This is a genomic window from Duganella callida (assembly GCF_004614165.1).
GTDB lineage: Bacteria > Pseudomonadota > Gammaproteobacteria > Burkholderiales > Burkholderiaceae_D > Rugamonas > Rugamonas callida.
In genome coordinates this window covers 1-23,071 of sequence record NZ_SPVG01000180.1, presented here as the reverse complement: position 1 = coordinate 23,071, position 23,071 = coordinate 1, and the positions used below count along the sequence as shown (strand labels likewise).

The 23,071-nt window shown below is 60.1% G+C and carries 22 protein-coding genes; 12 read left to right on the top strand and 10 right to left on the bottom strand.

Going from position 1 to position 23,071, the window contains the following annotated elements:
- Positions 1-40: 40 nt before the first annotated feature.
- From E4L98_RS31295 to E4L98_RS17500, 5 genes are all read right to left on the bottom strand, one after another.
- Positions 41-556 (bottom strand): CGNR zinc finger domain-containing protein, encoded by a 516-nt coding sequence (locus E4L98_RS31295; protein ID WP_371857247.1) that lies wholly within the window; start codon positions 554-556, stop codon positions 41-43.
- A gap of 727 nt (positions 557-1,283) precedes the next feature.
- Positions 1,284-1,769 (bottom strand): cupin domain-containing protein, encoded by a 486-nt coding sequence (locus tag E4L98_RS17515; protein ID WP_167761363.1) that lies wholly within the window; start codon positions 1,767-1,769, stop codon positions 1,284-1,286.
- A 122-nt stretch (positions 1,770-1,891) separates the two neighbouring features.
- Entirely contained in the window at positions 1,892-2,953 is a 1,062-nt protein-coding gene (locus E4L98_RS17510) for an SLAC1 anion channel family protein (RefSeq protein WP_167761362.1), read from the bottom strand.
- Positions 2,954-3,064: 111 nt separating this feature from the next.
- Positions 3,065-3,937, bottom strand: coding sequence for a DUF427 domain-containing protein (locus E4L98_RS17505; RefSeq protein WP_135202902.1), 873 nt, complete (start codon positions 3,935-3,937; stop codon positions 3,065-3,067).
- Between the two features lie 17 nt (positions 3,938-3,954).
- Positions 3,955-4,377 carry a VOC family protein gene (locus E4L98_RS17500; protein WP_205746761.1) on the bottom strand — a complete coding sequence of 141 codons (423 nt, stop codon included), beginning with the start codon at positions 4,375-4,377 and terminating at the stop codon, positions 3,955-3,957.
- Between the two features lie 250 nt (positions 4,378-4,627).
- On the opposite strand from E4L98_RS17500, the gene E4L98_RS17495 reads away from it, so the two are divergent.
- From E4L98_RS17495 to E4L98_RS17460, 8 genes are all read left to right on the top strand, one after another.
- Positions 4,628-6,376 (top strand): MOSC and FAD-binding oxidoreductase domain-containing protein, encoded by a 1,749-nt coding sequence (locus E4L98_RS17495; protein WP_135202828.1) that lies wholly within the window; start codon positions 4,628-4,630, stop codon positions 6,374-6,376.
- Between the two features lie 256 nt (positions 6,377-6,632).
- Positions 6,633-7,325: an alpha/beta fold hydrolase gene (locus E4L98_RS17490; RefSeq protein WP_135202827.1), complete on the top strand. Its 693-nt coding sequence runs from the start codon at positions 6,633-6,635 to the stop codon at positions 7,323-7,325.
- 28 nt (positions 7,326-7,353) lie between these two features.
- The gene (locus tag E4L98_RS17485) at positions 7,354-8,121 is read left to right on the top strand and encodes an SDR family oxidoreductase (protein WP_135202826.1); all 768 of its coding nucleotides are present in this window, start codon (positions 7,354-7,356) and stop codon (positions 8,119-8,121) included.
- A gap of 36 nt (positions 8,122-8,157) precedes the next feature.
- Positions 8,158-8,403 carry a hypothetical protein gene (locus E4L98_RS17480; protein ID WP_135202825.1) on the top strand — a complete coding sequence of 82 codons (246 nt, stop codon included), beginning with the start codon at positions 8,158-8,160 and terminating at the stop codon, positions 8,401-8,403.
- A 588-nt stretch (positions 8,404-8,991) separates the two neighbouring features.
- On the top strand, positions 8,992-9,516 hold the full coding sequence (locus tag E4L98_RS17475) for a DsbC family protein (protein WP_135202824.1): 525 nt from the start codon (positions 8,992-8,994) through the stop codon (positions 9,514-9,516).
- Between the two features lie 345 nt (positions 9,517-9,861).
- Positions 9,862-10,668, top strand: a complete 807-nt coding sequence (locus E4L98_RS17470; RefSeq protein ID WP_135202823.1) for a helix-turn-helix transcriptional regulator — start codon at positions 9,862-9,864, stop codon at positions 10,666-10,668.
- A gap of 83 nt (positions 10,669-10,751) precedes the next feature.
- Positions 10,752-12,143, top strand: coding sequence for an NAD-dependent succinate-semialdehyde dehydrogenase (locus E4L98_RS17465; protein WP_135202900.1), 1,392 nt, complete (start codon positions 10,752-10,754; stop codon positions 12,141-12,143).
- A 10-nt stretch (positions 12,144-12,153) separates the two neighbouring features.
- Positions 12,154-13,272 carry an alkene reductase gene (locus E4L98_RS17460; protein ID WP_135202822.1) on the top strand — a complete coding sequence of 373 codons (1,119 nt, stop codon included), beginning with the start codon at positions 12,154-12,156 and terminating at the stop codon, positions 13,270-13,272.
- A 21-nt stretch (positions 13,273-13,293) separates the two neighbouring features.
- Here the strand turns inward: E4L98_RS17460 and E4L98_RS17455 are convergent, their stop codons facing one another.
- Complete coding sequence (locus tag E4L98_RS17455) at positions 13,294-14,169, bottom strand: ion transporter (RefSeq protein WP_135202821.1); 876 nt, start codon at positions 14,167-14,169, stop codon at positions 13,294-13,296.
- A gap of 134 nt (positions 14,170-14,303) precedes the next feature.
- On the opposite strand from E4L98_RS17455, the gene E4L98_RS17450 reads away from it, so the two are divergent.
- Positions 14,304-16,556, top strand: coding sequence for a TonB-dependent receptor (locus tag E4L98_RS17450; protein ID WP_135202820.1), 2,253 nt, complete (start codon positions 14,304-14,306; stop codon positions 16,554-16,556).
- A gap of 75 nt (positions 16,557-16,631) precedes the next feature.
- Positions 16,632-17,648 carry a glycoside hydrolase family 53 protein gene (locus E4L98_RS17445; protein ID WP_135202819.1) on the top strand — a complete coding sequence of 339 codons (1,017 nt, stop codon included), beginning with the start codon at positions 16,632-16,634 and terminating at the stop codon, positions 17,646-17,648.
- Here E4L98_RS17445 and E4L98_RS17440 read toward each other — a convergent pair.
- On the bottom strand, positions 17,635-18,537 hold the full coding sequence (locus E4L98_RS17440) for a LysR family transcriptional regulator (RefSeq protein WP_229257429.1): 903 nt from the start codon (positions 18,535-18,537) through the stop codon (positions 17,635-17,637). The two genes, E4L98_RS17445 and E4L98_RS17440, sit on opposite strands and share 14 nt — an antisense overlap.
- A 96-nt stretch (positions 18,538-18,633) precedes the next feature.
- Between E4L98_RS17440 and E4L98_RS17435 the strand changes: the two genes are divergently transcribed.
- Complete coding sequence (locus E4L98_RS17435; RefSeq protein WP_135202818.1) at positions 18,634-19,482, top strand: oxidoreductase; 849 nt, start codon at positions 18,634-18,636, stop codon at positions 19,480-19,482.
- 92 nt (positions 19,483-19,574) lie between these two features.
- Here E4L98_RS17435 and E4L98_RS17430 read toward each other — a convergent pair whose 3' ends face one another.
- Positions 19,575-20,729 (bottom strand): GDSL-type esterase/lipase family protein, encoded by a 1,155-nt coding sequence (locus E4L98_RS17430; protein WP_135202817.1) that lies wholly within the window; start codon positions 20,727-20,729, stop codon positions 19,575-19,577.
- Between E4L98_RS17430 and E4L98_RS17425 the strand changes: the two genes are divergently transcribed.
- On the top strand, positions 20,728-20,958 hold the full coding sequence (locus E4L98_RS17425; protein ID WP_135202816.1) for a hypothetical protein: 231 nt from the start codon (positions 20,728-20,730) through the stop codon (positions 20,956-20,958). The two genes, E4L98_RS17430 and E4L98_RS17425, sit on opposite strands and share 2 nt — an antisense overlap.
- A gap of 215 nt (positions 20,959-21,173) precedes the next feature.
- On the opposite strand, the gene E4L98_RS17420 is transcribed toward E4L98_RS17425, so the two are convergent.
- Positions 21,174-21,659: a Dps family protein gene (locus E4L98_RS17420; RefSeq protein WP_135202815.1), complete on the bottom strand. Its 486-nt coding sequence runs from the start codon at positions 21,657-21,659 to the stop codon at positions 21,174-21,176.
- Between the two features lie 80 nt (positions 21,660-21,739).
- The coding region (locus E4L98_RS17415) for an efflux transporter outer membrane subunit (protein ID WP_135202814.1) at positions 21,740-23,071 on the bottom strand (1,332 nt) is incomplete at its 5' end.

Below are 23,071 nucleotides of genomic sequence, written 5' to 3'. Positions count from 1 at the left end.
TTCGCAGTAATATGTATTAATGGGTTTTCACGGCCGGGTGCTACACGGTTCCCCGGCTGTTACAACCACTCCACCCACATCGGTCTCTTCCGCTGTCGCTCCAGTTATAGAAAAATAGCCGACATCCCTCATTTGCGCACTGCAGTATTGCCGATGGCTCGCAATGAATCACCAGGTCCGCCACAGTTTGACCGACGCGTGCCAACAATTGTTCTGGTGTTTTCGCGTCATAACAGTCCTCTGCACGTAGTCCACTGTGGTCGCAAATAATCTGCAGATGCCGTGTACCGCACGCTAGAAACCTGTTTAAAGCCAGCACGTCGGGTACCGATCGCTCCAACAATGAGCGTACGACAGCTTGCGTGATTTCCCGTAATTGAATTGCAGCATTAACCAATGTACCTTCGGCATAGTCCGGGACAGGGGCGTCACCCAAAAACTTCTTTCGCCGCAGCCACGCTATCACGTCCTCATCTGTTCTTAGGAAATCGTTTGTCGTGTCATACGTGTTCAACAAATCTAGCGCAGGATGGCCTGCAATATCCGGAGGCAACATAATAAATTTCAAGGTCAAATATACATTTATAGTAACCGTCATGTTTGTAATTTTGAGGTTACAGTGATTGTTGGTTCGTCTGAGTCCCGCTACTACTTCACGCTAGCTCTTGTAGCGACACAACGGCAACGATGAAATGACTCATGATTTAGCGCCTTACTGGGGATCAGCGTTCCACTTTAAAGCAACCCGAGCATGTTGCTCAGTTCGAATATCCTCAACTTCGTGCTCGAAGGTCTCATTGAAAGAGCTTGTTTTTCGTTCGCCTTGATATACCTGACTTAGCTAGGCACATAGTCCGCTATGCTCGAGGGTTGTTCACGTTGTCATCAAGCCGAGATTGACGGCCATTTGATAAGTTGATACTGGTGGCGTAAACGCGCAATGGCTCCAGCAGCGCTGTGACCCGAACCGCTGGTACGTTTCCATCAACGCACCCGTGGCGGCGGCAGTCCCCCGGCATTGGTCTCGCGATGAGCTCCGGAACTCAGTCAAATGCACTGTGGTCGCGGAGCCGCCCTGCGTGATCGAATGTTCCTGGAAGACAAACCGGAGCTATTGGTTCAGAGAATGACGGAAGAGCCGCTCAGTCGTTCGCCCCGCGAGCTGCCAACTCCAACAACGAGCCATCATCAGAAAGCAGCATCTGGCGCCGTCCACACCGGTCGGTACGCTGAAGTGCAAGGCGCCGGGCAAATCTCCTTTGCTTTCTCGGAAGCGGTTCAGGCTATTTGACTTCCCCAAACACGTTGTTTGATTTACCCTTCTCGATAAAGCTGACGACAAGAAGTTTCAAGGGGCCACTGCCTTTGTTTCGCCCGTTATGCCAGGTGTTAACGCTCTCCATGTACGCTTGTCCGGTTGTGAAACTCTTTTTTGTGCCATCGAGCATTTCCAGTTCTAAAGTTCCTTCAAGTACATAAATATGGCTCGAATGGATATGGTAATGCCAGCCGGTCTCACCACCTTTTTCGAAAGACTGAGTGACGGAAACGACTTCCGGGCTATCCGTCTTGGTATATTCAATTGGTTGTCCTAAAACTGTTGTTGAAGCTTTGAGTACGGGAGTTACCACGAGTCCGCGTGAAATTGGCGCTTCCTTGAGTCGCTCTTGTGTAATCTGAGGCGATTGTTGAGCGCCCGCATCAATAATGAATAATGCGCTCGCGGCAAATAATGCCATCGCAGAAAAATTTTGTTTTATTGTTTTCATTTGGTTCCTATTATTAACTGAATGTTTGCTTCGCAACTGATGCGATAACATTAGAAATGCTTTTGCCTCCACTGCCTCATTTTTAAATATGAAGAGATAGTAGGGTTTTTGCCGATTGGTTTTTAAGTCAGGTTTTTAAATTCTCCCTTTGTAATTCCGTGTAATGTTTGAAACAGTAAAAATAAAATAGAAAGAGTTGCTATTGCAAGTGTTGTTAAGGCAATTAGATCTGTTGCTGGGTTGTGGTCGTGCGCAGCGAACCGTATGGCCGCGACCGCAGAGGAGGCTAGGGGCAGACTCGCTGCCCACCACGATATGTGAAAAGGTGAGCATCGGGGCAAGTACCTTAGTTTCCCTAACAGGACGCATAGGAGAAAGATCATTATCATGTAAAGAATTTCGGCAAAAAAGTCGATGCTTCCGACAGTGGTTATGTATGCGCTAAATCCAACAGAAAAAGGGGTAAGTAATATTAGTAAGGTTGGCTGTAGCGAGGGTGGTAATGGCTCTTCTAAAAGTATTCTTTCAAATATCAAACTAAATAAAGGGATCGAAAAAAATAAACCAATAGATAAACCGAATGCCATTAATTCGTTTGCTACGTTCCATTGAAGTTGCGGGACCGCTAACGGTATATCCAACATTCCAACTGCCGGTATCATCAAAGCTGGGGTTATGCACGCTAATTTTTGTCGTACGCTTAACCATCGCTTAATAGTGACTAGCGTAAATATCGTTGTAGAGACTGCACCAAATGCCCACAATATTCTGGAGATGTGCAAGCTATAGTGTGCGGTCAAGGTTGGAATCAATAAAAAGCAGATCGATGGCGTAGCGAACAAGTTTCTGGATACAGAATGATTGAGTTCTGCGCGCACCGAAATTATATTAAATTTTATTTTTATGCAATAAGAAATAAGCAGTGCGAAAAATAGCAGAATTGCAGCACCACCTATCGTCTCACTAACGACAAGTGGCAAACCGAAATTCTGGTTAGCCAATTTCCACGCTGTGGATAAAGCGACCAATCCCATTACGCCTCCAAATAGCCCAACCGGTAGGTAACGTAAAGTGACTATCGCTTCGCGTAATTTTCTTGTTGTTTTTCTGGAAGTTGGCACATTCTGTTCCAAGAAATTATTACTTGCCTTACTTGGGAAGAGGCGGGACAGGTGAACCCCCAAAACACCTCTCCGCCGGCTGTTAAGTTCGCCCACCTGCCAATTGTTTTATCGGCTAGCCTGATGTCTCTATGGCTCGGCCGTTCGAACCACGTACTCTGCGTCGGCGGTGCCTCACTGTCGATCCTTCGCCCGCTCCATCAACTCAGCAGGATCGAGTCCCCGGTCAATACCGTGCGGGGTCACTTTCTGACCAGGTTCCAAATCCAATTTTTTCTCATCAATGAAGACATCAATTTTGTCGGCCTCGAATGAAATGTAGTCAGAAATTCTTGCCGCCTCAGGCCATGCTTCTTGGTATGACCATGCGGCTTTGTGACGTTCGCCAATATCGTAGTAGCTCGCCAAGCCCTTGTAAGGACAGAATGTCTGTCCTTCGACCATGCGCAGAAAAGATTCATCGACATCTGCACGAGGTACATACCAACGTGGTGCAAATCCAGACTCATATAGCACTAGAGGGCGTCTGGTTTCCGCAATAGTCTGGCCGCTATCTTGGACAACCAAGTGGCGAGAGGTCTGCCGAATATCGATACGGTGATATGGATCTGCCGCGTGTCCAAAGATTCTTTCATCCTCTTCGTAAAACCCATCCATAGCACGCCATGCAAAGGCTACAAATCCGTCCAGGATTGACGCATGTTCTGGAAGCCCAGTATGTTGCCAGGCCGCGTGTCGGCTCTCTTTCCCGCCCACACTTACAGTGAACCAAGAAGTCTCCCCGAGATCCTTATGTTGTGTCTTGCGCTCTTCGGGGATCAGAGCCGTCGAACTTATGCTTGAAATCGGAAAGTAGGCCACCGGGTAACGTCCCGGTTCATGGAGCAGAATCACTTCTTCACTATCGGCGATCCATTCACCAGCTAACTCTACCCGCATGCGGCGTCTCGCCGGCTCTGCGAACAATAATCGCTGAGGCTGCCAATCAGGGATTAAGAATCGTCCCACTGTTGCACCCAGTGGGCCTTGTTGCCACGAAAGTCCCATTTCATCCTCCAATTTATTTAGTAAATCGACTGAAATCCGCGCTCTTGCAGTGTCCACTCATTGCCGTCCGGGTCCAGGAAATTCGCAAAGCTCGCATAGTCATGCCTCTCCGGATCCACACCATCAGCCCATTCACCAGCCCATGTTGCCAACGGAGTTTTATGACGAATTTTTTCTACATTGACTCCGGACTTCAACAACCTGTCTCGTTCCGTTACTAAGTCCGTCGTGACTAACGTCAGGTTTCTAATCCGTCCTGCGTCGCCAGACTTTATAAGGTGAATCGAACAGGCAGAGCCGGGAGGCGTGAGTTGAACGACGCGAAAACTTGGTGTTGGGCGATAGTCAACATCCAATCCAAACCCAACGTTCTTGGTGTAGAACTCCAGAGAACGGTCAATGTCGCTAACTGCTACTGAGATGACTTCAAGTGCCAGCATTCGTGATCTCCCAAGAATTGATGCCGTTGAGTCACACGAGGAATTTACACTAAGTAACCTGTGTGATGGTAATACATAGGTTATATAATGAGGGCTTTGACGTCAAGCAATTAGTGAGAGTATGTCTCTGAGTACATAGGCGTAGGCTTCACCTCGATTCCCAAACCGGATCAATCGCAAAGCCTGTTAGTGATCGCCAACCTATCAGTTGTCGCTACGTTATGGCTTTTTAGCCAGAAAGGAATGTCCCATGCCAACGCTGTTGTCAGTTAATGTCGGTCTCCCTCGAATGATCAAACGGAACGGCAGAGCCATCCTTTCTGCTATCTGGAAGACATCTAGAAAAGGACGAGTATGGGCGTCTCGGCTCGGCTTAGAAGGGGATGGAGTGGCGGACTTTGTAGGCCATGGTGGAGAAGTTCGAGCAGTCTTGGTCTACCAGATGGCTTCATACGAGTATTGGAACCGGATCCTTAAACGAGACGGATTTGAGTATGGCCAATTTGGCGAAAATTTGACGGTCGAGGGTTTGGCGGACGATGAAGTGTGCATAGGTGATCGGTACCAGATTGGCACCGCCGTCTTCGAGGTTTCTCAGCCGCGCGTTACCTGCTTCAAACTCGGGATGCGCCTGAATAGCCCTGGGCTGGCAGGTCTATTGGTCGCGCACGGCAAACCCGGCTTTTACATGCGTGTGGTGCATGAAGGAGAGATAGGTGAAGGGGATGCGATCGTGAAAATTGCGTCTGGAAATGAACAAATGACCGTGACCGAAATTGATGGGTTGCTGTATAAAAATGATCGTCCGATCGATAAGCTAACGAGAGCGTTGAAGATCTCTGCGCTCAGTCCCGGGTGGAAGGGATCGTTCCGGGAGCTGCTTAATGCTCAGCGTGATGGCGTGACGACTGGCAATGCAGGGCTCAGACAGTCGAGGGATTCGAAAGAATGGGTTGGTTTCAGGCCGCTCCGTATTATCGCGATACACCAGGAAAGTGACGACGTTAAATCGTTCGAATTGGGAACGTTGGACGATTCACTATTGCCGAGTCCAAAACCTGGGCAGCACATTGCTATAAAGTTCATAGGGCCGGGGAAAAGGTATGCGACGAGGTTTTATTCAATCTCAGGAGGATTGAAGAGCGGAAGATATCGGATTAGCATAAAGCGCGAGCATGACGGCTCTGCGAGCGCGTACCTGCATCATTGGGCAACGATTGGAGCAGTTTTAGAGGTGTCTGCGCCCCAAGGGCAGTTCACGCTTGAGGATGGTCAGCGGCCTATTGTTTTGCTCAGTGGGGGTATTGGAGTGACGCCGATGGTCTCAATGTTGCATTCGCTCGTCGACGGCAAGCCGCGTGAAGTTTGGTGGCTTCATAGTGCGCGGGATGGGAAGCATCATCCATTCCAGTCCGAGGTACAGGATCTTCTCAAGAGCATACCTGGCGGAAAATCACACATTGTTTATACCCGACCTCTCGACGCTGATCGGTTACCGACTTTCTCACAGTCTGTAGGCAGGTTCGATTCCAGATTGTTGCGGACTTTAGCCTTGCCCGTTGACGCAGATTTCTACGTGTGCGGACCTGCGGGCTTTCTCTCAGCAATGCAGCACTTGCTCGGTCAACTCGGTATTATCGCCTCCCGCATACATACCGAATCCTTCGGTTCCCGCGCGAGCGTAATAGCCGGCACCAAATCTACTTTGGAAGCAATAGATGCATCAGCCGACGCTGTAGCAGAGGGGGCGCTTGTTACTTTCGCTCGCAGCGGACTTGTCGTTAGCTGGAGCGAGCGCTTCGCAAGTCTTCTTGATTTAGCTGAAGCTTGTAATGTTCCAACTCAATGGTCTTGTAGATCTGGAGTCTGCCACAGCTGCCAAACCAATGTTTTGGAGGGGCAGTTCACATATGGACCTGAACCACTTTCGCCTCCTGCTATGGGGACCGCACTAATCTGCTGCGCGAAGCCAAGTGGTAATGTTGAGCTCGACCTTTAATGGCTGTAACACTCTCTCAGCTACGCAGCTCCTTCTATTGGCGCCGCCGCAAAGAATAAAAACGTAGTCACTTCTGTGCTTGATCAGCCGATTCATTGTGAGGCATTTTTTGCGTTAAGGCTCTGGATGTCCTGTTAGACCTATCAGATTACGCCAGGTAAGACGTTACACTCAGGGTAGCCTATTAAAAATATCTTGACCGGTTACTTAACTTTGCGTAAAGTGGTTTGGTATATCTATTTTTATTGGAGAAATTATGTCGGGTGATGGGGTTAGTGTAGTGTTGGTTCATGGAGCGTGGGCCGACGGTTCTAGCTGGAGTAAAGTGATCAGTGCGCTTAGTGCAAAGGGAATAGCAGTCGCAGCCCCGCAGCTACCGTTGATGTCGCTTTCTAACGATGTTGACGTGGTCGAGCAAGTTATCGAACGAGCGAAAGGTCCGGTTGTACTGGTTGGGCATGCGTATGGTGGTGCCGTCATAGGAGCATGCACATCAAGCAAAGTTAGTGCGCTGGTGTATGTCGCAGCGTTGGCTCCCGACCTTGGCGAAAAAGTTACTGATGTTTTTTATCGCTCGCCGCCACATCCAATGTCTCCGCAGTTGGCCCCAGACATTCACGGGCTAATTTGGTTGCCAGATGGGGCGTTTGCGCGAGCGTTTGCTCAGAACGCTTCGGATGATGAGCTGGCAGTGCTGGCTGCGGTACAGCGGCCGATCGCTCCCGCATGTATCACGAGTCCTGTTGATAGCCCGCTGTGGAAGAAGGTTCCTTCTTGGTTCTTGATCGCAGAAGAAGATCGAATGATCCCGTTCGAAACTCAGCGATTTATGAGTGAGCGAATGCAGGCGCAAGTTTGGTCTCGCAGCGTTGACCACACCCCCGCAGTCACTGAACCGGATGTGGTGACCGACATTATTTTTGAAGCCATCAAAGCAGTGAAGCGTTAGTCACTGGATCTAATTATCAGGAGAGAACATGAAATCTGTATCTATTGTAACGGGCGCTAGTTCGGGAATTGGCAGAGCAACTGCGTTGCGGTTCGCGCGTGACTTCGGGGGCGTCGTGCTGGTCGCGCGGGACGGAGAGCGTTTGGCGGAGGTTGCTGAACAGGTCAGAGCGATCGGAGCCGAGCCGTTAGTACTTGAGTTGGATTTATCGGCGTCGAAGGCGGCGGAGACCATCGTTAGCGCAACGATGGCGCGGTTTGGTCGAATAGATGCCTTGGTTAACATTGCGGGTGCTGTACCAGGAATCGACGTGTTCCAAATGACGGACGAGCAATGGGCCGCCGGCATGGAATTAAAATTTCATGGCGCACGGCGGCTGACGATACATGCATGGGATGCGCTGAAAGCATCAACAGGTGCGGTGGTGTTCGTCTCTGGAACTGCAGCAATTAATCCCAAACCAGGGGCGGCAGCGGTTGGCGCAATTAACGCAGCGATAGAAGCGCTAGCAAAAGCATTTGCTGAACGTGGAGTAGAAGACGGGGTGCAGGTAAACAGTGTATCGCCGGGAGCCATTATTACGAGCAGGCGGGTGGGAATGTTAGAAAAGGCGGCAGCGGCGAAGGGAGTAACGCTCGAACAGGCAAAGCAGTCATTCTTGGCTCAGGCTGGCATACGGCGTTTCGGCGAGCCAGAGGAAATCGCTGAACTAATGGCGTTTATGGTTTCGCAGAAGGCGAAATGGATGACAGGTTCTGTAGTGCGTTTCGACGGTGGTGAAGTTAAATCAGTCTGATCTGGCATTTGAGAAAAGCAGCAATAAGGCGATGTTATGACTACCGAAATGTACCAACCAATTAGTTGCGACTACCACGACCGGCTGGAAGCTCTTGCAATAAAGCGTCAATCTATAGTTATCCAGTTCCGCGAGACCGACGGAAAGGTACAAACGCGCGACGCCATCGTCACGGACGTCTACGCCAGAAGCGGCGCTGACTACCTGACGCTCAGTACAGGAGAGACCATCCGGCTTGATCAGCTGATCGAAGTTGACGGAGCGAAGTTCTCCGCAAGCTAAACATGTGAAATGTGTGGGGTAGGTAGCACTGCGCTCGCAACACTGCCTTCCCCGCAAACTGAAGCGACCGATCATGCGATAGCAGAATTCTTAATCGCAGGTGGCTTGCGTAGCGCTGTCATTGACCGTTAGAGAAAGCCGTCTCATAAAAAATATTGCAACGGCCATCTATGATCTGTAGAGTGCTGTGACTGTTCCATCTTCGGAATGCCGGCATTCCACGAAGTGCGACAAAATTTCTTCCAAGTGACCCATAAGGGGACTACGTCCCCATTAATTCGCAGACGTCCTTATTCCATAAGGCTTACTTTAATTGTCGCGAATACTGCTGCATCATGGGCGTAAGCTTCTCGGTAGCGCTATTCTTGACTGCGGCGGCGTTGATTTCGTTCGGGACGGTGGTCATTGGTTCTGAAAAAATGATGCATTGATTAACCCGTCATTTTACCGCTTTCGCCGCCCGGCAGGAGAATTCGCGTCGGCTGGACTGTTCGATTGAGGCCAAGCAATCGTGCACAAAATGTCGATGGACCCGCCCGTTCGCGCCACGCATACTGTTCCGCTCTGACCACGGACACAAGGAACCGTATGCCTTTCCGCACCGTACTCATGCGCTGCCTGCTCGCGGCAACGCTGTGCCTTGCCGGCGCGGCCGGCGCGAGCGAACCGCGGCCCGCCGCTGACCTCGATTTCGCCAGTCTGCCGCTGCAGCAGGCGATCAAGCTGGTGCACGGCAATGGCAGGCGCCGCTTGGCCCTGTTCTCCGATCCCGACTGCCGCTACTGCCAGCGGCTGGAGCGCGACACGCTGAGCAGACTGGATGACGTCACCATTTACGTGTTTCTGTTCCCGCTGGACCAGCATGACGATGCGGCACGCAAGGCCCGCCTGATCTGGTGCGCGCCCGACCGGGCGGGTGCCTGGGATCGCTGGATGCGCGACGGGCAATTGCCGCAGGCCGGCGTCTGCCTGCCGCCGCTGGCGGCCAACCGCAAGCTGGGTGAGGCGCTCGGCGTCAGGGCCACGCCGACCCTGGTGCTGCCTCAAGGCCAGTTGTTGCCGGGCGCGGTCGATCTGGCCACGCTGGAACATCGGCTGCGGGACGGGCCCTGAGCTGCGCGCGCGAGTGTCCCTAGCGGGCGGCGTGGCATGGCCAGTGCGCCGCTGTCATCGCTGACCTCGGGCGGCAGGCGCGGTTACGGCCCTGGCGATGTTGTCCGCTGTGCAAGGGCGAGGCAATCGTGCCGGTCGGCGGCGGCAATTCGGCCGGACAGGGCGCGGTGTTCCTCGTGTTCGCCATCGGCGACGTGGGCGCCCGTTCGACCGGGCGGGTGGCCGCCGTGGGCGAGGGGCGCGGCGGTGGTGGCGCAGAGTCGCCAGGTCCTGGCGGCTGCAGCGGTTGTGGCCGGGGCCGATATGGGTTATAACCGCCGGATCGACAGTCATCGTCCCAGCCCCATGCCTAAACGACCCACCCCCGAACAGCGGCGCGAACTGGGCGCCTTCCTCAGCAGCCGGCGCGCGCGCCTGCAGCCGGCTGAATACGGACTGCCGGCCGGTCCGCGCCGCACGCCCGGCCTGCGCCGCGAGGAAGTGGCCATGCTGGCCGGCGTCAGCGTCAGCTGGTACACCTGGCTGGAGCAGGGACGCGAAATCCAGCCCTCGGCCGACGCGCTGCGCCGCATCAGCAAGGTGCTCAAGCTGGATGGCACCGAGTCGGCGCACCTGTTCGCGCTGTCGGCGCGCGAGGCGCCGCTGGTGACCGGCAACGGCCAGGTCAGCGACGGCCTGGAACTGCTGGTGCGCGCCATCGACCTGCCGGCCTATGTACGCAATACCCGGCTCGACATCCTGGTCTGGAACGACGCCGTGGTCGACATGCTGATCGACTACGCCGAGCTGCGGCCGCACGAGCGCAACACGCTGCGTCTGCTGTTCACCCACCAGCCCTACCGCAGCCAGATCATCGACTGGGAACAGCATGCGCGCGGCATGGTGTCGATCTTCCGCGCGGCCCGCGCGCAGGCGGACGACAAGGCGCCGTTCGATAGTCTGATCGAGGAATTGCGCGACCTCAGTCCCGAATTCCGCGCCTGGTGGCAGGACACCGACGTGGCCGTGTTCGACGAAGGCGGCAAGAGCTTGCGCCTGCCCACGGGCGGCCAGATCCGCTATACCTACATGGCGCTGACGCCGGTCGGTCGGCCGGACCTGTCGCTGGTCACGTACATCCCTGAACATTCTGACTATGAGCGCCACTCATAGGATAACAAGACGCCTTCTTGCCTTGCGATGAATTGCCTACAGTGGTGGTCAAGCAGTCTTACTTGACCACTCACGGAGGCAATATGTCGCAACTGAACACCACTGGCGCGGTATCGCGCAATCCCGCCACCGGCGCACTGATCGCCGATTACCCGTTCCAGACTCCCGGGCAGGTCGACCGTCTGCTGGCCGATAACGCCGCCGCCCAGCGCCTGTGGCGCGCCACGCCGGTGGGCGAGCGCATCGCCGCCTACCGCCGGCTGGCCGCAGCGCTGCGCGAGAACGCCGAATCGCTGGCGGCCCTGATGACGGCGGAAATGGGCAAGACCCTGGCCGCCGCGCGCGCCGAGGTGGAAAAGTGCGCCAGCAGCATCGAATGGGTGGCCGATAACGGTCCGGGCGTGCTGGCCGACGAACCGGCGCCCATCGATGGCGATGACCAGATCTACATCTCGTATCTGCCGCTCGGCAGCATCCTGGCCGTGATGCCGTGGAATTTCCCGCTGTGGCAGGTGATCCGCGCGGCCGGTCCGATCATGTTTTCCGGCAACGGCTTCGTGCTCAAGCATGCGCCCAACGTGATGGGCTCGGCCTATGCGCTGCAGCAGATCTTTGAGACGGCCGGTTTTCCCAAGGGCTTGTTTGCCAATCTGAACGCCGGCAATGAGGTGGTGGCGCAGGTCATCGAAGATCCGCGCATCGCCGCCGTCACGCTGACCGGCAGCGCGCGCGCCGGTTCGGCGGTGGCGGCCATCGCCGGCAAGGCGCTGAAAAAGAGCCTGCTGGAGCTGGGTGGCGCCGACGCCTTCATCGTGCTGGCCGACGCCGATATCGATGCGGCGGTGAAGACGGCGATCCACGCGCGCTTCCAGAACGCCGGCCAGGTCTGCCTGGCCGCCAAGCGCTTCATTCTGGAACGGCCGATCGCCGAAGCATTCACCCGCAAGTTCGTGCAGGCGGCGCGCCAGATCAAGGTCGGCGATCCCACCGATCCGGCCACCGTGGTCGGGCCGATGGCGCGCGCCGATCTGCGTGACGAGCTGCACCACCAGGTCGAACGCACGCTGCAAGCCGGCGCCACGCTGCTGCTGGGCGGCCGGAAAATCGATGGTCCCGGCTATTTCTATGCGCCGACGGTGCTGACCGGCGTCACGCCCGGCATGGCCGCGTTTGACGAGGAAACCTTTGGTCCGGTGGCGGCGATCACGGTTGCCGACAGCGTCGAACAGGCGATCGCTCTGGCCAACACCAGCGAATACGGTCTGGGCGGCGCGCTGTGGACCGGCGATACCGCCCGCGCCCAGCGTCTGGCGCGACGGCTGGAAACCGGTGGCGTGTTCGTCAACGGCTTCTCGCTGACCGATCCGCGCATCCCGACCGGCGGCGTGAAGAAAAGCGGTTATGGCCGCGAGCTGTCGCACTTCGGCCTGCGCGAATTCACCAATGCCCAGGCAGTGTGGGTCAAACAAGTTTAAGGAGCGGATCATGAGCAAGAACGTCAACAGCCCCGTCCTGCAACCGGTGACCATCGGCCGGCTGCAGCTGAAAAACCGTATCGTCATGGCGCCCATGACCCGCAGCCGGGCGGATGACGCCGGCGTGCCGCCGGACTATGCGGCCGACTACTATGCCCAGCGCGCCGAGGCCGGCCTGATCGTCACCGAAGCCACCAACATCTCGGCCCAGGCGCGCGGCTACCCGCGCACCCCGGGCATCTGGACCGGCGAGCAGATCGCCGCCTGGCGGCAGGTCACGGCCGCCGTGCACCGCCGCGACGGCAAGATCTTCCTGCAGCTGTGGCACACCGGGCGCATGTCGCATCCGGACCTGCATGCGGGTGGCGCACTGCCGGTGGCGCCGTCGGCCATCAAGCCCGAGGGCCAGATCCGCGTGCACGATGGCATGAAGGATTTCGTCACGCCGCGCGCGCTGGAGACGCACGAGCTCTCCGCCATCATCGCGGATTACCGTCGCGCGGCCGAGAACGCCAAGCTGGCCGGCTTCGACGGCGTCGAGGTGCACTCGGCCAACAACTACCTGCTGGAGCAGTTCGTACGCGACAGCACCAACCATCGCACCGACCAGTACGGCGGCTCGCTGGAAAACCGCTTGCGCTTTCCGCTGGAAGTGGTCAAGGCGGTGGTGGACGTGTGGGGCGCCGACCGTGTCGGCATCCGCATCTCGCCGCTGACCACCGCGCCGGGCAACACCCCGCTCGACAGCGACACCATGGCCACCTTTGGCGCATACGTGGATGCCTTGTCGGCGCTGGGCCTGCTGTACATTCACGACATCGAAGGCGTGACCCAGCTCAACCGTGAGGCCACGGATGGCGTCAGCTTCAGCGCGCTGCGCGCGCGCTTCCACGGCGCCTACATCGCCAACAACCAGTACACGCTGGCGCTGGCCGAGCAGACGCTGGCGGCCGGCGACGCCGACCTGTTCAGCATCGGCCGTCGGTTCATCGCCAATCCGGACCTGGTCAGCCGCTTGCGCGACGGCGCGCCGCTGGCCGAGGCGCCCAGGGAATACTGGTATGGCGGCGACGCCACCGGCTACGCCGACTGGCCGGGCATGCGCGGGGACGTCCTGGCGCAGCAGTGAGGCGGCGCGGACGCGCGCCGCCTACCTGTCGGCCGCGGCTGTTGCCGGAAGCGCCGCGCCGCAATCCTTGCAATAGGTGGCGCTGTCGTCGTGGCCGTCGCTGCCGCAGCTGGGGCAGGCGCGCAGCTTGAGCGTGGGCCGGCCGCGCTGGTAACTGATTTCCGAACTGATGATGCCGGTCGGCACCGCCAGGATGCCCCAGCCCAGCAACATCATGAAGGACGCGATCGTGCGGCCGATGTCGGTCTTGGGCACCAGGTCGCCGAAGCCGACCGTGGTCATGGTCGAAATGGCCCAGTACACGGCCACTGGAATGCTGGTATAGCCATTCTCCGGCCCCTCCACCACATACATCACCGTCCCCAGCAGGAACACGATCAGAAACACCACCGACAGGAATACGAAGATCTTGCGGCGGCTGGCCAGCAATGCGTCGCCCAGCATGCTGTATTCCTGGATGTACAGCGTCAGTTTCAGTATCCGGAAGATGCGCAGCAGGCGCAGGATGCGCACGGTCAGCACCACGTGCGCGGCCGGAATGAACAGCGACACATAGCTGGGCAGGATGGACAGCAGGTCGATCACGCCAAAGAAGCTGCGCGCATACACCACCGGCCGCTGCACGCACAGCAGGCGCGCCACATATTCGATGGTGAACAGCACGGTGAAAAACCACTCGCCGGTTTCCAGCCAGCCGCCGTACTGCTGCGCCAGCGGCCGCACGCTGGCCAGCACCACCACCAGCACGCTCAACAGGATGGCGCCGATCAGGGTCAGATCGAAGGCCCTTCCTTTTGGGGTATCGGATTCGAAGATGATGGCGTACAGTTGCGCGCGCCAGCCGGCGGCCGGTTTGCCCAGACGCTGGTGCGGATCGGTGGTGAGCGGGGTGTTCATGGGGGGCTATCTTACCCGCGGAGCCGGGCGGGGGCCTGTCCCTTTAGTCGCTGCCTTCATAACCAAGCACATTTATCTTCGTGTGCAGCATTTTTTGGCTTCTATATAATTTTATAAAAACAACCAGGACGGTGATGAGTAAACATTTAATGGGATTGATGCTGTCGGCCGGTGCGCTGGTGGCGCATGCGCAGGACAGCGCTTCCGACAAGATCGAAAAAGTCGAAGTGACCGCCACCCGCACCGGCGCGGTCGACGTGCAGCAGGTGCCGGCCGCGATCACGGTGCTCAAGCCGGACAGCCTGACCAGATATGGACAGGGCACGTTGAGCGACATCGCCAATCTGGTGCCGGCCATGTCGGTGCAGGAGCAGGGGCCGGGCGTCAACAACATCACCATGCGCGGCCTGGTGGTGCGCGGCATCGTGCCGTCCGAGGTGCAGGACGCTTCGCTGGTGGCGGTGTACATCGACGAGATGCCGGTGACCTTGAAATCCGCCAATCCGGATCTGAAGGTGCTGGACCTGGAGCGCGTGGAAGTGCTGCAAGGTCCGCAGGGCACGCTGTTCGGCGCCGGCGCCATGGCCGGCACGGTGCGCCAGATTACGCAGAAACCCGAGTTCAACGACTTCTTCGGCTCGGTGGAAGCGGTGGGCTCACGCACTTCCGGTTTCGGCGGCGACAACCATAATCTGCGCGGCACGGTCAACGTGCCGGTCAAGAACGATGTGCTGGCGCTGCGCGTCACCGGCTATACCGGCAACGACTCGGGCTATGTGCGCAACCAGCAGACCGGCGCCACCGCCAACGCCGTCTCCACCAACCAGGGCCGGGTGGCCGCGCGCCTGAAGGCGTCGCCGGACTTGCTGATCGATGCCAGCATCACCGCCTCCAACATCAAGGGCGGCATCAACGACGCCTACTCCGGACTGGCGCCTTACACCACCACCTCGCTGACGCCGCAAAACAGCAACGACAATCTGCAGCTGTACAACCTGACGCTGAATTACGATGCCGGCTTCGCCCAGCTGGTGTCGTCGACTTCCTACCTGGACCGCGACACGCTGTATGTGAATTCGGGCCAGTACAAGGCCACCGCCTTCATCTTCGGCGGCCAGGCGCCGCTGATCGGCTCATCCTACGTGATCGGCAACGCGATCAAGGACTTCGCCCAGGAATTCCGCTTCCAGTCCAAGCCGGGCGGACCGCTGAAATGGACCGCCGGCGCCTTCTTCGAGTCGGGCAAGCGCGATCTGCGCCAGGACCAGCCGACGCCGGGCTTCGACGCGCGCTTCGCCGCCACCCACAACTTCCCCGGCTATAACTCGCAGCTGAACGACAACGCTTTCACGCCGGACGATTACTTCTCCGGCACCCAGAACATCAAGTCACGCGAGGCAGCGCTGTTCGCCGAGGCGACCTACACCGTGTACGAGAAGCTGGACCTGACGGCCGGCCTGCGCCTGTTCCGCGGCACCCAGGATTTCGACCTGAAGTTCACGGGCCTGTTCGGCAACCTGGTCAACTCGACCCCGGCGGCGCCGCGCAGTGCCCAGCCGGAAGTCAGCACCAGCAGCCAGACTTCGCGCGGCGGCAATCCGCGCTTCGCGGCGGCCTATCACATCGATGACGACCACACCGTGTACACTTCGGCCGGCAAGGGCTTCCGCTACGGTGGCAACAATCAGCCGGTGCCCTACGCGTTCTGCGGCGTCAACGCGCCGTCCACCTTCTCGCCGGACAGTTTGTGGAACTTCGAGGTGGGCTCGAAAAACACGCTGCTGGATCGTCGCGTGGTATTCAACGCCAGCGCCTACCTGATCAACTGGAAGGACGTGCAGGTGTTCGACAAGCTGCCGTGCACCTACTACTTCACCCAGAACGCCGGCAAGATCCGCAGCGAAGGGCTGGAGCTGGAAACGGCCATCAAGCTGTCGCGCCAGGCCTCGGTCGGCGTCAGCGCGTCGTACAACCACGCCTACGCGGTCGACACGGTGGTCACCGGCATTCCGGCGCAGAACATCCCGGCCGACGCGCGGGTGCCATATTCACCCAAATTCTCCGGCGTGGTGACGGCCAATTACAGCATCCCGTTGCAGGGCAGCCAGGCGATCGACCTGTCGGCCAACTTCGCGCACCGCGGCGAGTCGTACACCAACTTCGCCGCTTCTCAGGGCAGCTATTCGCGCATTCCGTCCTCGAATACCCTGAATGCGACGGTGGTCTACAAGACCGGGCCATATGAATTCGGCCTGTTCGGCACCAACCTGACCAATGGCGCCAAGATCAGCGATGTGACCACCAACACCATCGCCATCCAGCCGGGCGACAATCTGTACATGATCCGTCCGCGCACCGTGGGCCTGCGTGTCAAGGCGCGCTTCTGAGGCCATATCGAAAGCGCATAGCTTGGTGCATTTTTCTCATGCCTGCACGGCCGGCCTTTGGGCTAGCATGCAGGCATGAAAAAACTCCTGATCGCATTGCTGACGGCCGCCTCGTTGTCGGCTTGTACCACGACCGAGAGCTTCGTCAAGGGCGCCGACGTCGGCTGGCTGCCGCAGATGGAAGCCAGCGGTTACCAGTTCCGCAACCGCGACGGCAAGCGGCAGGATGCGCTGCGGATCCTCAAGGACTACGGCATCAACACCATCCGCTTGCGCACCTGGGTCAACCCGTCGCAGGACAAGGGCAGTGGCCATAACAGCCGCGACGAAACCGTCGCCATGGCGGTGCGCGCGCAGCGGATGGGCATGCGCATCATGATCGATTTCCACTACAGCGACAGCTGGGCCGATCCGGAAAAGCAGGTCAAGCCGGCGGCCTGGCGGGGCCACGACTTCGCGCAGCTGCAGAAGGACGTCTACGACTACACCTATGACGTCATGCGCGCGCTGCAAAGCGCGGGCGTAGCGCCCGAGTGGGTGCAGGTCGGGAACGAGACCCGCACCGGCATGATCTACCCGGAAGGGCACACCGACAACTGGCCGCAGCTGGCAAAGCTGATCAACCAGGGCTATGCGGCGGTCAAGGCGGTCAGTCCGTCGTCCAAGGTGGTGCTGCACCTGGACCGCGGCAACGACAACCAGTGGTTCCGCACCTGGTTCGATAACGCCAAAGCCAATGGCGCCAAGTGGGACGTGATCGGCATGTCCTATTATCCTTACTGGCTGCCGGGGCGGCCGGACTACACCGCCTCCATCGATGATCTGGGACGCAACCTGAACGACATGGCGGCGCGCTACGGCAGCGAAGTGATGGTGGTGGAGGTCGGCGGCGAGGATGACCGGCCGCAGAACACTTACGATATGCTGGTGGCCGTGCAGGCCAAGGTGCGCGCGGTGCCGGGCGGGAAAGGGCTGGGCGTGATCTACTGGGAGCCGCAGGGCGCGCGCAGCTGGAGTCACTACGCGCTGAGCGCCTGGGGTGCCGACGGCCGCCCGACCAAGGCGATGGACGCCTTCCTCAGGCAGCCTTGATGAAGTCGACGAAGGCGCGCAGCGGCGCCGGCAGATGGCGCCGTCCCGAGTAGTACAGGAACGGGCCGGGAAAGCTCAGCCACCAGTCCTGGAGCACCGGCTGCAGCTGGCCCGCTTCCAGGTACGGCTGTAACCATTGCTCGAACAGATAGATCACGCCATGCCCGGCCACCGCGGCGCTGATCGCCAGGTCGGACACGGTGGGCGTGACGATCAGCGGGCCGCTGGGCTCCACCGTCAGCGTCTGCCCATCCTTTTCAAATTCCCAGGTGGTCATCGCGCCGCTGAGAAAACGGCCGCGCAGACAGGCATGCCGCAGCAGGTCGCGCGGATGCTCCGGCACCCCGCGCCGGCGCAGATAATCGGGCGACGCCGCCACCGCAAAGCGCTCGCGGCGCGGGCCGATCGGCAGGGCGATCATGTCCTGCTCCATGCGCTCGCCGTAGCGGATGCCGGCATCGCAGCCGCTGGCGACGATATCGACAAAATTATTGTCCACCACGATCTCCACCACGATTTCCGGGTACGCCTGCATGAAGCGGTTCACCAGCCCTTGCAGGAAAAAGCGCGCCGCGCTGACCGGCACATTCAGCTTGAGCGTGCCGCGCGGGCGCTCGCGCAATTCGTTCAGCACATCGAGCGCGCCGGCCACCTCGTTCAGCGCCGGCTGCAGACGGGTGAGCAGCAGCGTGCCGGCCTCGGTAGGCGTGACGCTGCGGGTGGTGCGCAGCAGCAGGCGGATGCCGAGCTGACTTTCGAGCCGGCGCAGCGCCTCGCTCAGCGCCGACGCCGACTGACCGCTGGCGCGCGCCGCCTGGCGGAAGCCGCGATGCTGCACCACCAGCGCGAAGGTGGCCAGATCGGCCATGGAAGGAGTTGTCGGTGTCATTGTGCGTAATTTCGTACAGCCTGTGCGTGATTGACCCGATTATCACACAATCGCTTCCTGCCTATCATGTCTCCACACCCCAACACAGGAGCTCACATGAACCAGCAATACCAGCCCAAACATGCCGATATCGTCTTTAACCGCATCGGCTACGGCGCCATGCAACTGGCCGGCCCGCACGTCTGGGGCCCGCCGAAAGACCGCGCCGCGGCACTGGCGGTGCTGCGCGAGGCGGTGGAGCGGGGCGTCAACCACATCGACACCTCCGACTTCTACGGTCCGCACGTGACCAACCAGATCATCCGCGAAGCGCTGCATCCCTACCGCGACGACCTGACCATCGTCACCAAGATCGGCTACCGCCGTGGCGACGATCAATCCTGGCTGCCGGCGGCATCGGCGCAGGAACTGCGCGCGGCGGTGCACGACAACCTGCGCAACCTGGGACTGGAGGTGCTGGACGTGGTCAACTACCGCGCCCCGGGCGCGGCGGCGCCGGACGGCCAGCCGCTGGCCGAACCGCTGTCGGTGCTGTTGCGCATGAAAAAGGAAGGACTGATACGCCACATCGGCCTCAGCAACGTCACCGCCGAACAGGTGAAAGAGGCGCAGCAACTGACCGACATCGTTTGTGTGCAAAACCAGTACAACCTGGCGCACCGCGGCGATGACGCGCTGATCGACACGCTGGCCGCGCAAGGCATCGCCTACGTGCCGTTCTTTCCGCTGGGTGGCTTTTCGCCGCTGCAATCGGAGGCGTTGACGCGGACCGCGGCGGCGCTGGGGGCCACGACGATACAGGTGGCGCTGGCGTGGCTGCTGCAACGCGCGCCGAACATCCTGGTCATTCCCGGCACCTCCTCGCTGGCCCACCTGCGCGAAAATCTGGCCGCCGGCGCGCTGCAACTGGACCCCGCCACCATCGCCGCGCTGAACGCCATCTAACTCCGGGGTCAGGTCTTCCATTGCGTCACGACCTCAACCGTAAGCCTGCTTACGGTTGAGGTCGTGACGCAATGGAAGACCTGACCCCGGAGTTACGGTTGTGCTCGTGTCCAGTTGCCGGACCTGACCACGGTGGCGAAGCGTTCGCCCATCAGGCGGTGGGTGGCGGCGTCGGGGTGCAGCAGGTCCGGCAGCGGTAGCGCAGCGGCGTCGGCCTCGCCGTAAAGCGCGCGGCCATCGAGGTAGTGCAGGTTGGCGTCGGCGCGCTGGCGCACGATTTTCTCCAGCTCGGCGCGGATGACGTTCAGCGTCAGTTTGCCGGCGGCGCGTTCGGCCGGCTTGCCGGCCGCGCGGAATCGTAGCTGACCGTCGCCGACCGCGGTCATGTCCAGCAGCGTCGGCCCCGGCGTGTCTTCGTGCAGCGGACACAGGATGGGCGAGATCAGCAGCAGCGGCGTGTGCGCGTGTCGTTCGCGGATGGTGTCGAGGAAGCCATGCATCGCCGGCCCCAGCGCGCGCAGGCGCATCAGGTCGGTGTTGACCAGGTTGATGCCGATCTTCAGGCTGATGAAGTCGGCCGGTGTGTCGCGGATCAGGCGCGCCACGAACGGGTCGAGCAGGGCGCTGCCGCCCAGGCCCAGGTTGGTCAGTTCCAGGCCGGCCAGCGCGGCCGCCAGCGCCGGCCAGATGGTGGTCGGGCTGGCCGCGTCGGAGCCGTGGCTGATCGAGCTGCCATAATGCAGCCATTGCCGTCCGGCGCGCGCCGGCAGCGGCGTCAGCGAGGCATCGGCGCGCAACGCCACCAGTTCCGTGGTCTCGTTATACGGCAGCCAGAGTTCGATGTCCTTGTCGCCGGCCGGCAGCCCGTCGAAGCGCAGCGTGCCGGCCGGGCCGGCCTCGGTGCTCACCTTGCCGGTGGCCATGTCGATGGTCATCACCTTGCCGCCGCCGATGCTGGCTTGCGCCGTCAGCCGGCCGTCCACCAGCAGGTCGTAGACGCCGTCGGGCCGCGCCGGCGCGCCCACGTACAGGCGCCGGGTGCGCACCGCATCCAGTTCGATGGTGCTGGCCGCACTGCGGAACGCCAGGCGCACGCCGGACGGCTGTGCCTCCACCATCATGAGTTGCGGATCGGCGCACTGCGCGCGCGCCCAGGCGGGCAGGCGGTGCGGCAGCAGGCCGTCGGCGGTGGCTTCCAGCTCGGCGGCGCCGCGCAGCAGGTCTTGGGTGATGTGGATCGTATGCATGGCGCGTATTGTAGCGGGATTTGCGTTTCCTCCGAACGGCTTCCGCCACGAGGTGCTGGGTACAGTGATGGGCATTACATTCCCCACTGCCAAGTTGATGGATTATGCGGCGCGCGAAGACGATTTACTGGTTTCGGACAATCCGTTCGCCTGGATCACGCTGGCCCATTTGCGCGCGCAGCGGAACCGGCATGACCCGGAACAGCTGTTCGCAGCCAAGTGGACGTAAGCAGCGGATAATCGTGTTATTCAAAGTGATCAACTGGATGATGACCTGCCTGCGCCGTTACAGGAACGCTACTGGCAGGCTCCTCTGAAGCTGGAGGAGGAGCGCAACATCGAATGGATCACCGGCGGCTTGGTGTGATGCCCTGCCGGAGGCGCAGTCGCTGAAACAGGTCATCAGTTAAGCGTGCGCCGCGCCGCCGGTTGTCTGCTGCTGACTTACTCTTCCAGCAGGCTGCGCAGCATCCACGCGGTTTTTTCGTGGACGTCCAGACGCTGGGTCAGCAGGTCGGCGGTCGGCTGGTCGTTGGCTTCGTCGACCACCGGCAGCAGCTTGCGCGCGGTGCGGGCGGTGGCTTCCTGGGCGGCCACCAGGTGACGCACCATGTCCAGCGCGGCCGGCACGCCTTCCACTTCCTTGATGGTCGCCAGCTTGACGAACTGGGCATAGGTGCCCGGCGCCGGGTAGCCCAGCGCGCGGATGCGCTCGGCGATCAGGTCCAGCGCGGCCCATTGCTCGCTGTACTGGGTCATGAACATCTGGTGCAGGGAATTGAACATCGGACCCTTGACGTTCCAGTGGAAGTTGTGGGTCATCAGGTACAGCGTGTAGCTGTCGGCCAGCAGCCCGGACAGGCCGTCGGCGATGGTCTTGCGGCTTTCCTCGGACAGGCCGATGTCGATCTTGATGGCTTTGTCGCCCATTTTGCAGCTCCTTATCAACTAGACCCGACCATTGTAGCGCCATCGGGACAGGTCTGCCTGTCCCGATGGGGAGGGGCCGCTCAGCCGGCCGTCGGCGCGCTTTCCGCCCAGCCGCCACCCAGCGCCTTGACCAGCTGCACGCCGGCCTGACGGTAGCGCGTGGTCAGGTCCAGTTCGCTGCGACGCGACTGCAAATACGCGGTCTGCGCCGTTACCACTTCCAGATAGCTGGCCGCGCCCTGGTCGTAGCGCTTCTTCGCCAGGTCCAGCGCGCGGCCGGCGGCGTCAGCGGCCAGATGGTCGGACTTGGCCGCCTCGTCGTAGTTGGTCAGCAGGGTCAGCTGGTCTTCGACCTGCTGGAACGCAGTCAGCACCACCGAGCGGTAACGCTGGCCGGCTTCGTCCAGCACCGCCTCGGCATTGGCGATCTGCGCCTTGCGGCGGCCGCCATCCAGCAGGCTCACGGCCAGCGTTGGTCCGACCGCCCAGAACAGGTTGCCGGCCTGGGCCAGCCGGCCGAATTCGCTGCTCTGGTAGCCGGCCGAGGCGCCCAGGGTCAGCGACGGGAACAGCGCGGTGCGCGCCACGCCGACCTGGTCGCTGGCAGCCGCCACGCGCAGCCGTGCGGCCGAGATGTCGGGACGGCGCTGCAGCAGCAACGACGGCACGCCCACCGGCACCGCCGGCGTGACGAACTGCTGGACGCCGGCGTCGAGCCGGAAGTCGGACGCGCTGGCGCCGACCAGCGCGGCAATCGCATGCTCCTGCACGCTGCGCTGGGCGATGCGCTGGCGCAGCAGCGAGCGGGTCGATTCCACCTGGTTTTCGGCGCGCGCCAGGTCCAGGCCGGAGGCGGAACCGCCATCATGGCGCTGCTTGATCAGATCGGCCTGGCGTTGATACGCCTGCTCGGTTTCGCGCAGCAGCCTGATGTCGGCATCGGCGCCGCGCAGGGCCAGCAGGGTATCGGCCAGCTGGATCTGCAGCGACAGCCGCGCCGCGGCCAGATCGGCGTAACTGGCCTGTTCCTGCGCCACGCCGGCGCTGACCTGCTTGCTGATGCGGCCCCACAGGTCGACCTCGTAACCGAGATCGAAGCCCAGCGTGCCGCTGTTGTACTCGGCCGGCGAGGTGGCGCCGCGCAGCGGCTTCAGGTCCGACTGGCGGTCGCGCTGGGCGTTCAGCGAGGCGTTCAAGGTCGGCGACTCGGCCGCGCGCAGCACGCCGGTGGCGGCCTGCGCCTGATGGTAGCGCGCCAGCGCGCTGGCCAGGTCCGGGCTGTTGGCGATCAGCTGCTGCTCCAGCTGGTCGAGCTGGGCGTCCTGGTACATCTTCCACCAGTCGGCCGGCAGCACCGGCGCGGCGGCGTTGGCGTCGGCCCAGCCGGCCGGCACTTCGTGGAAGGCGGCGGC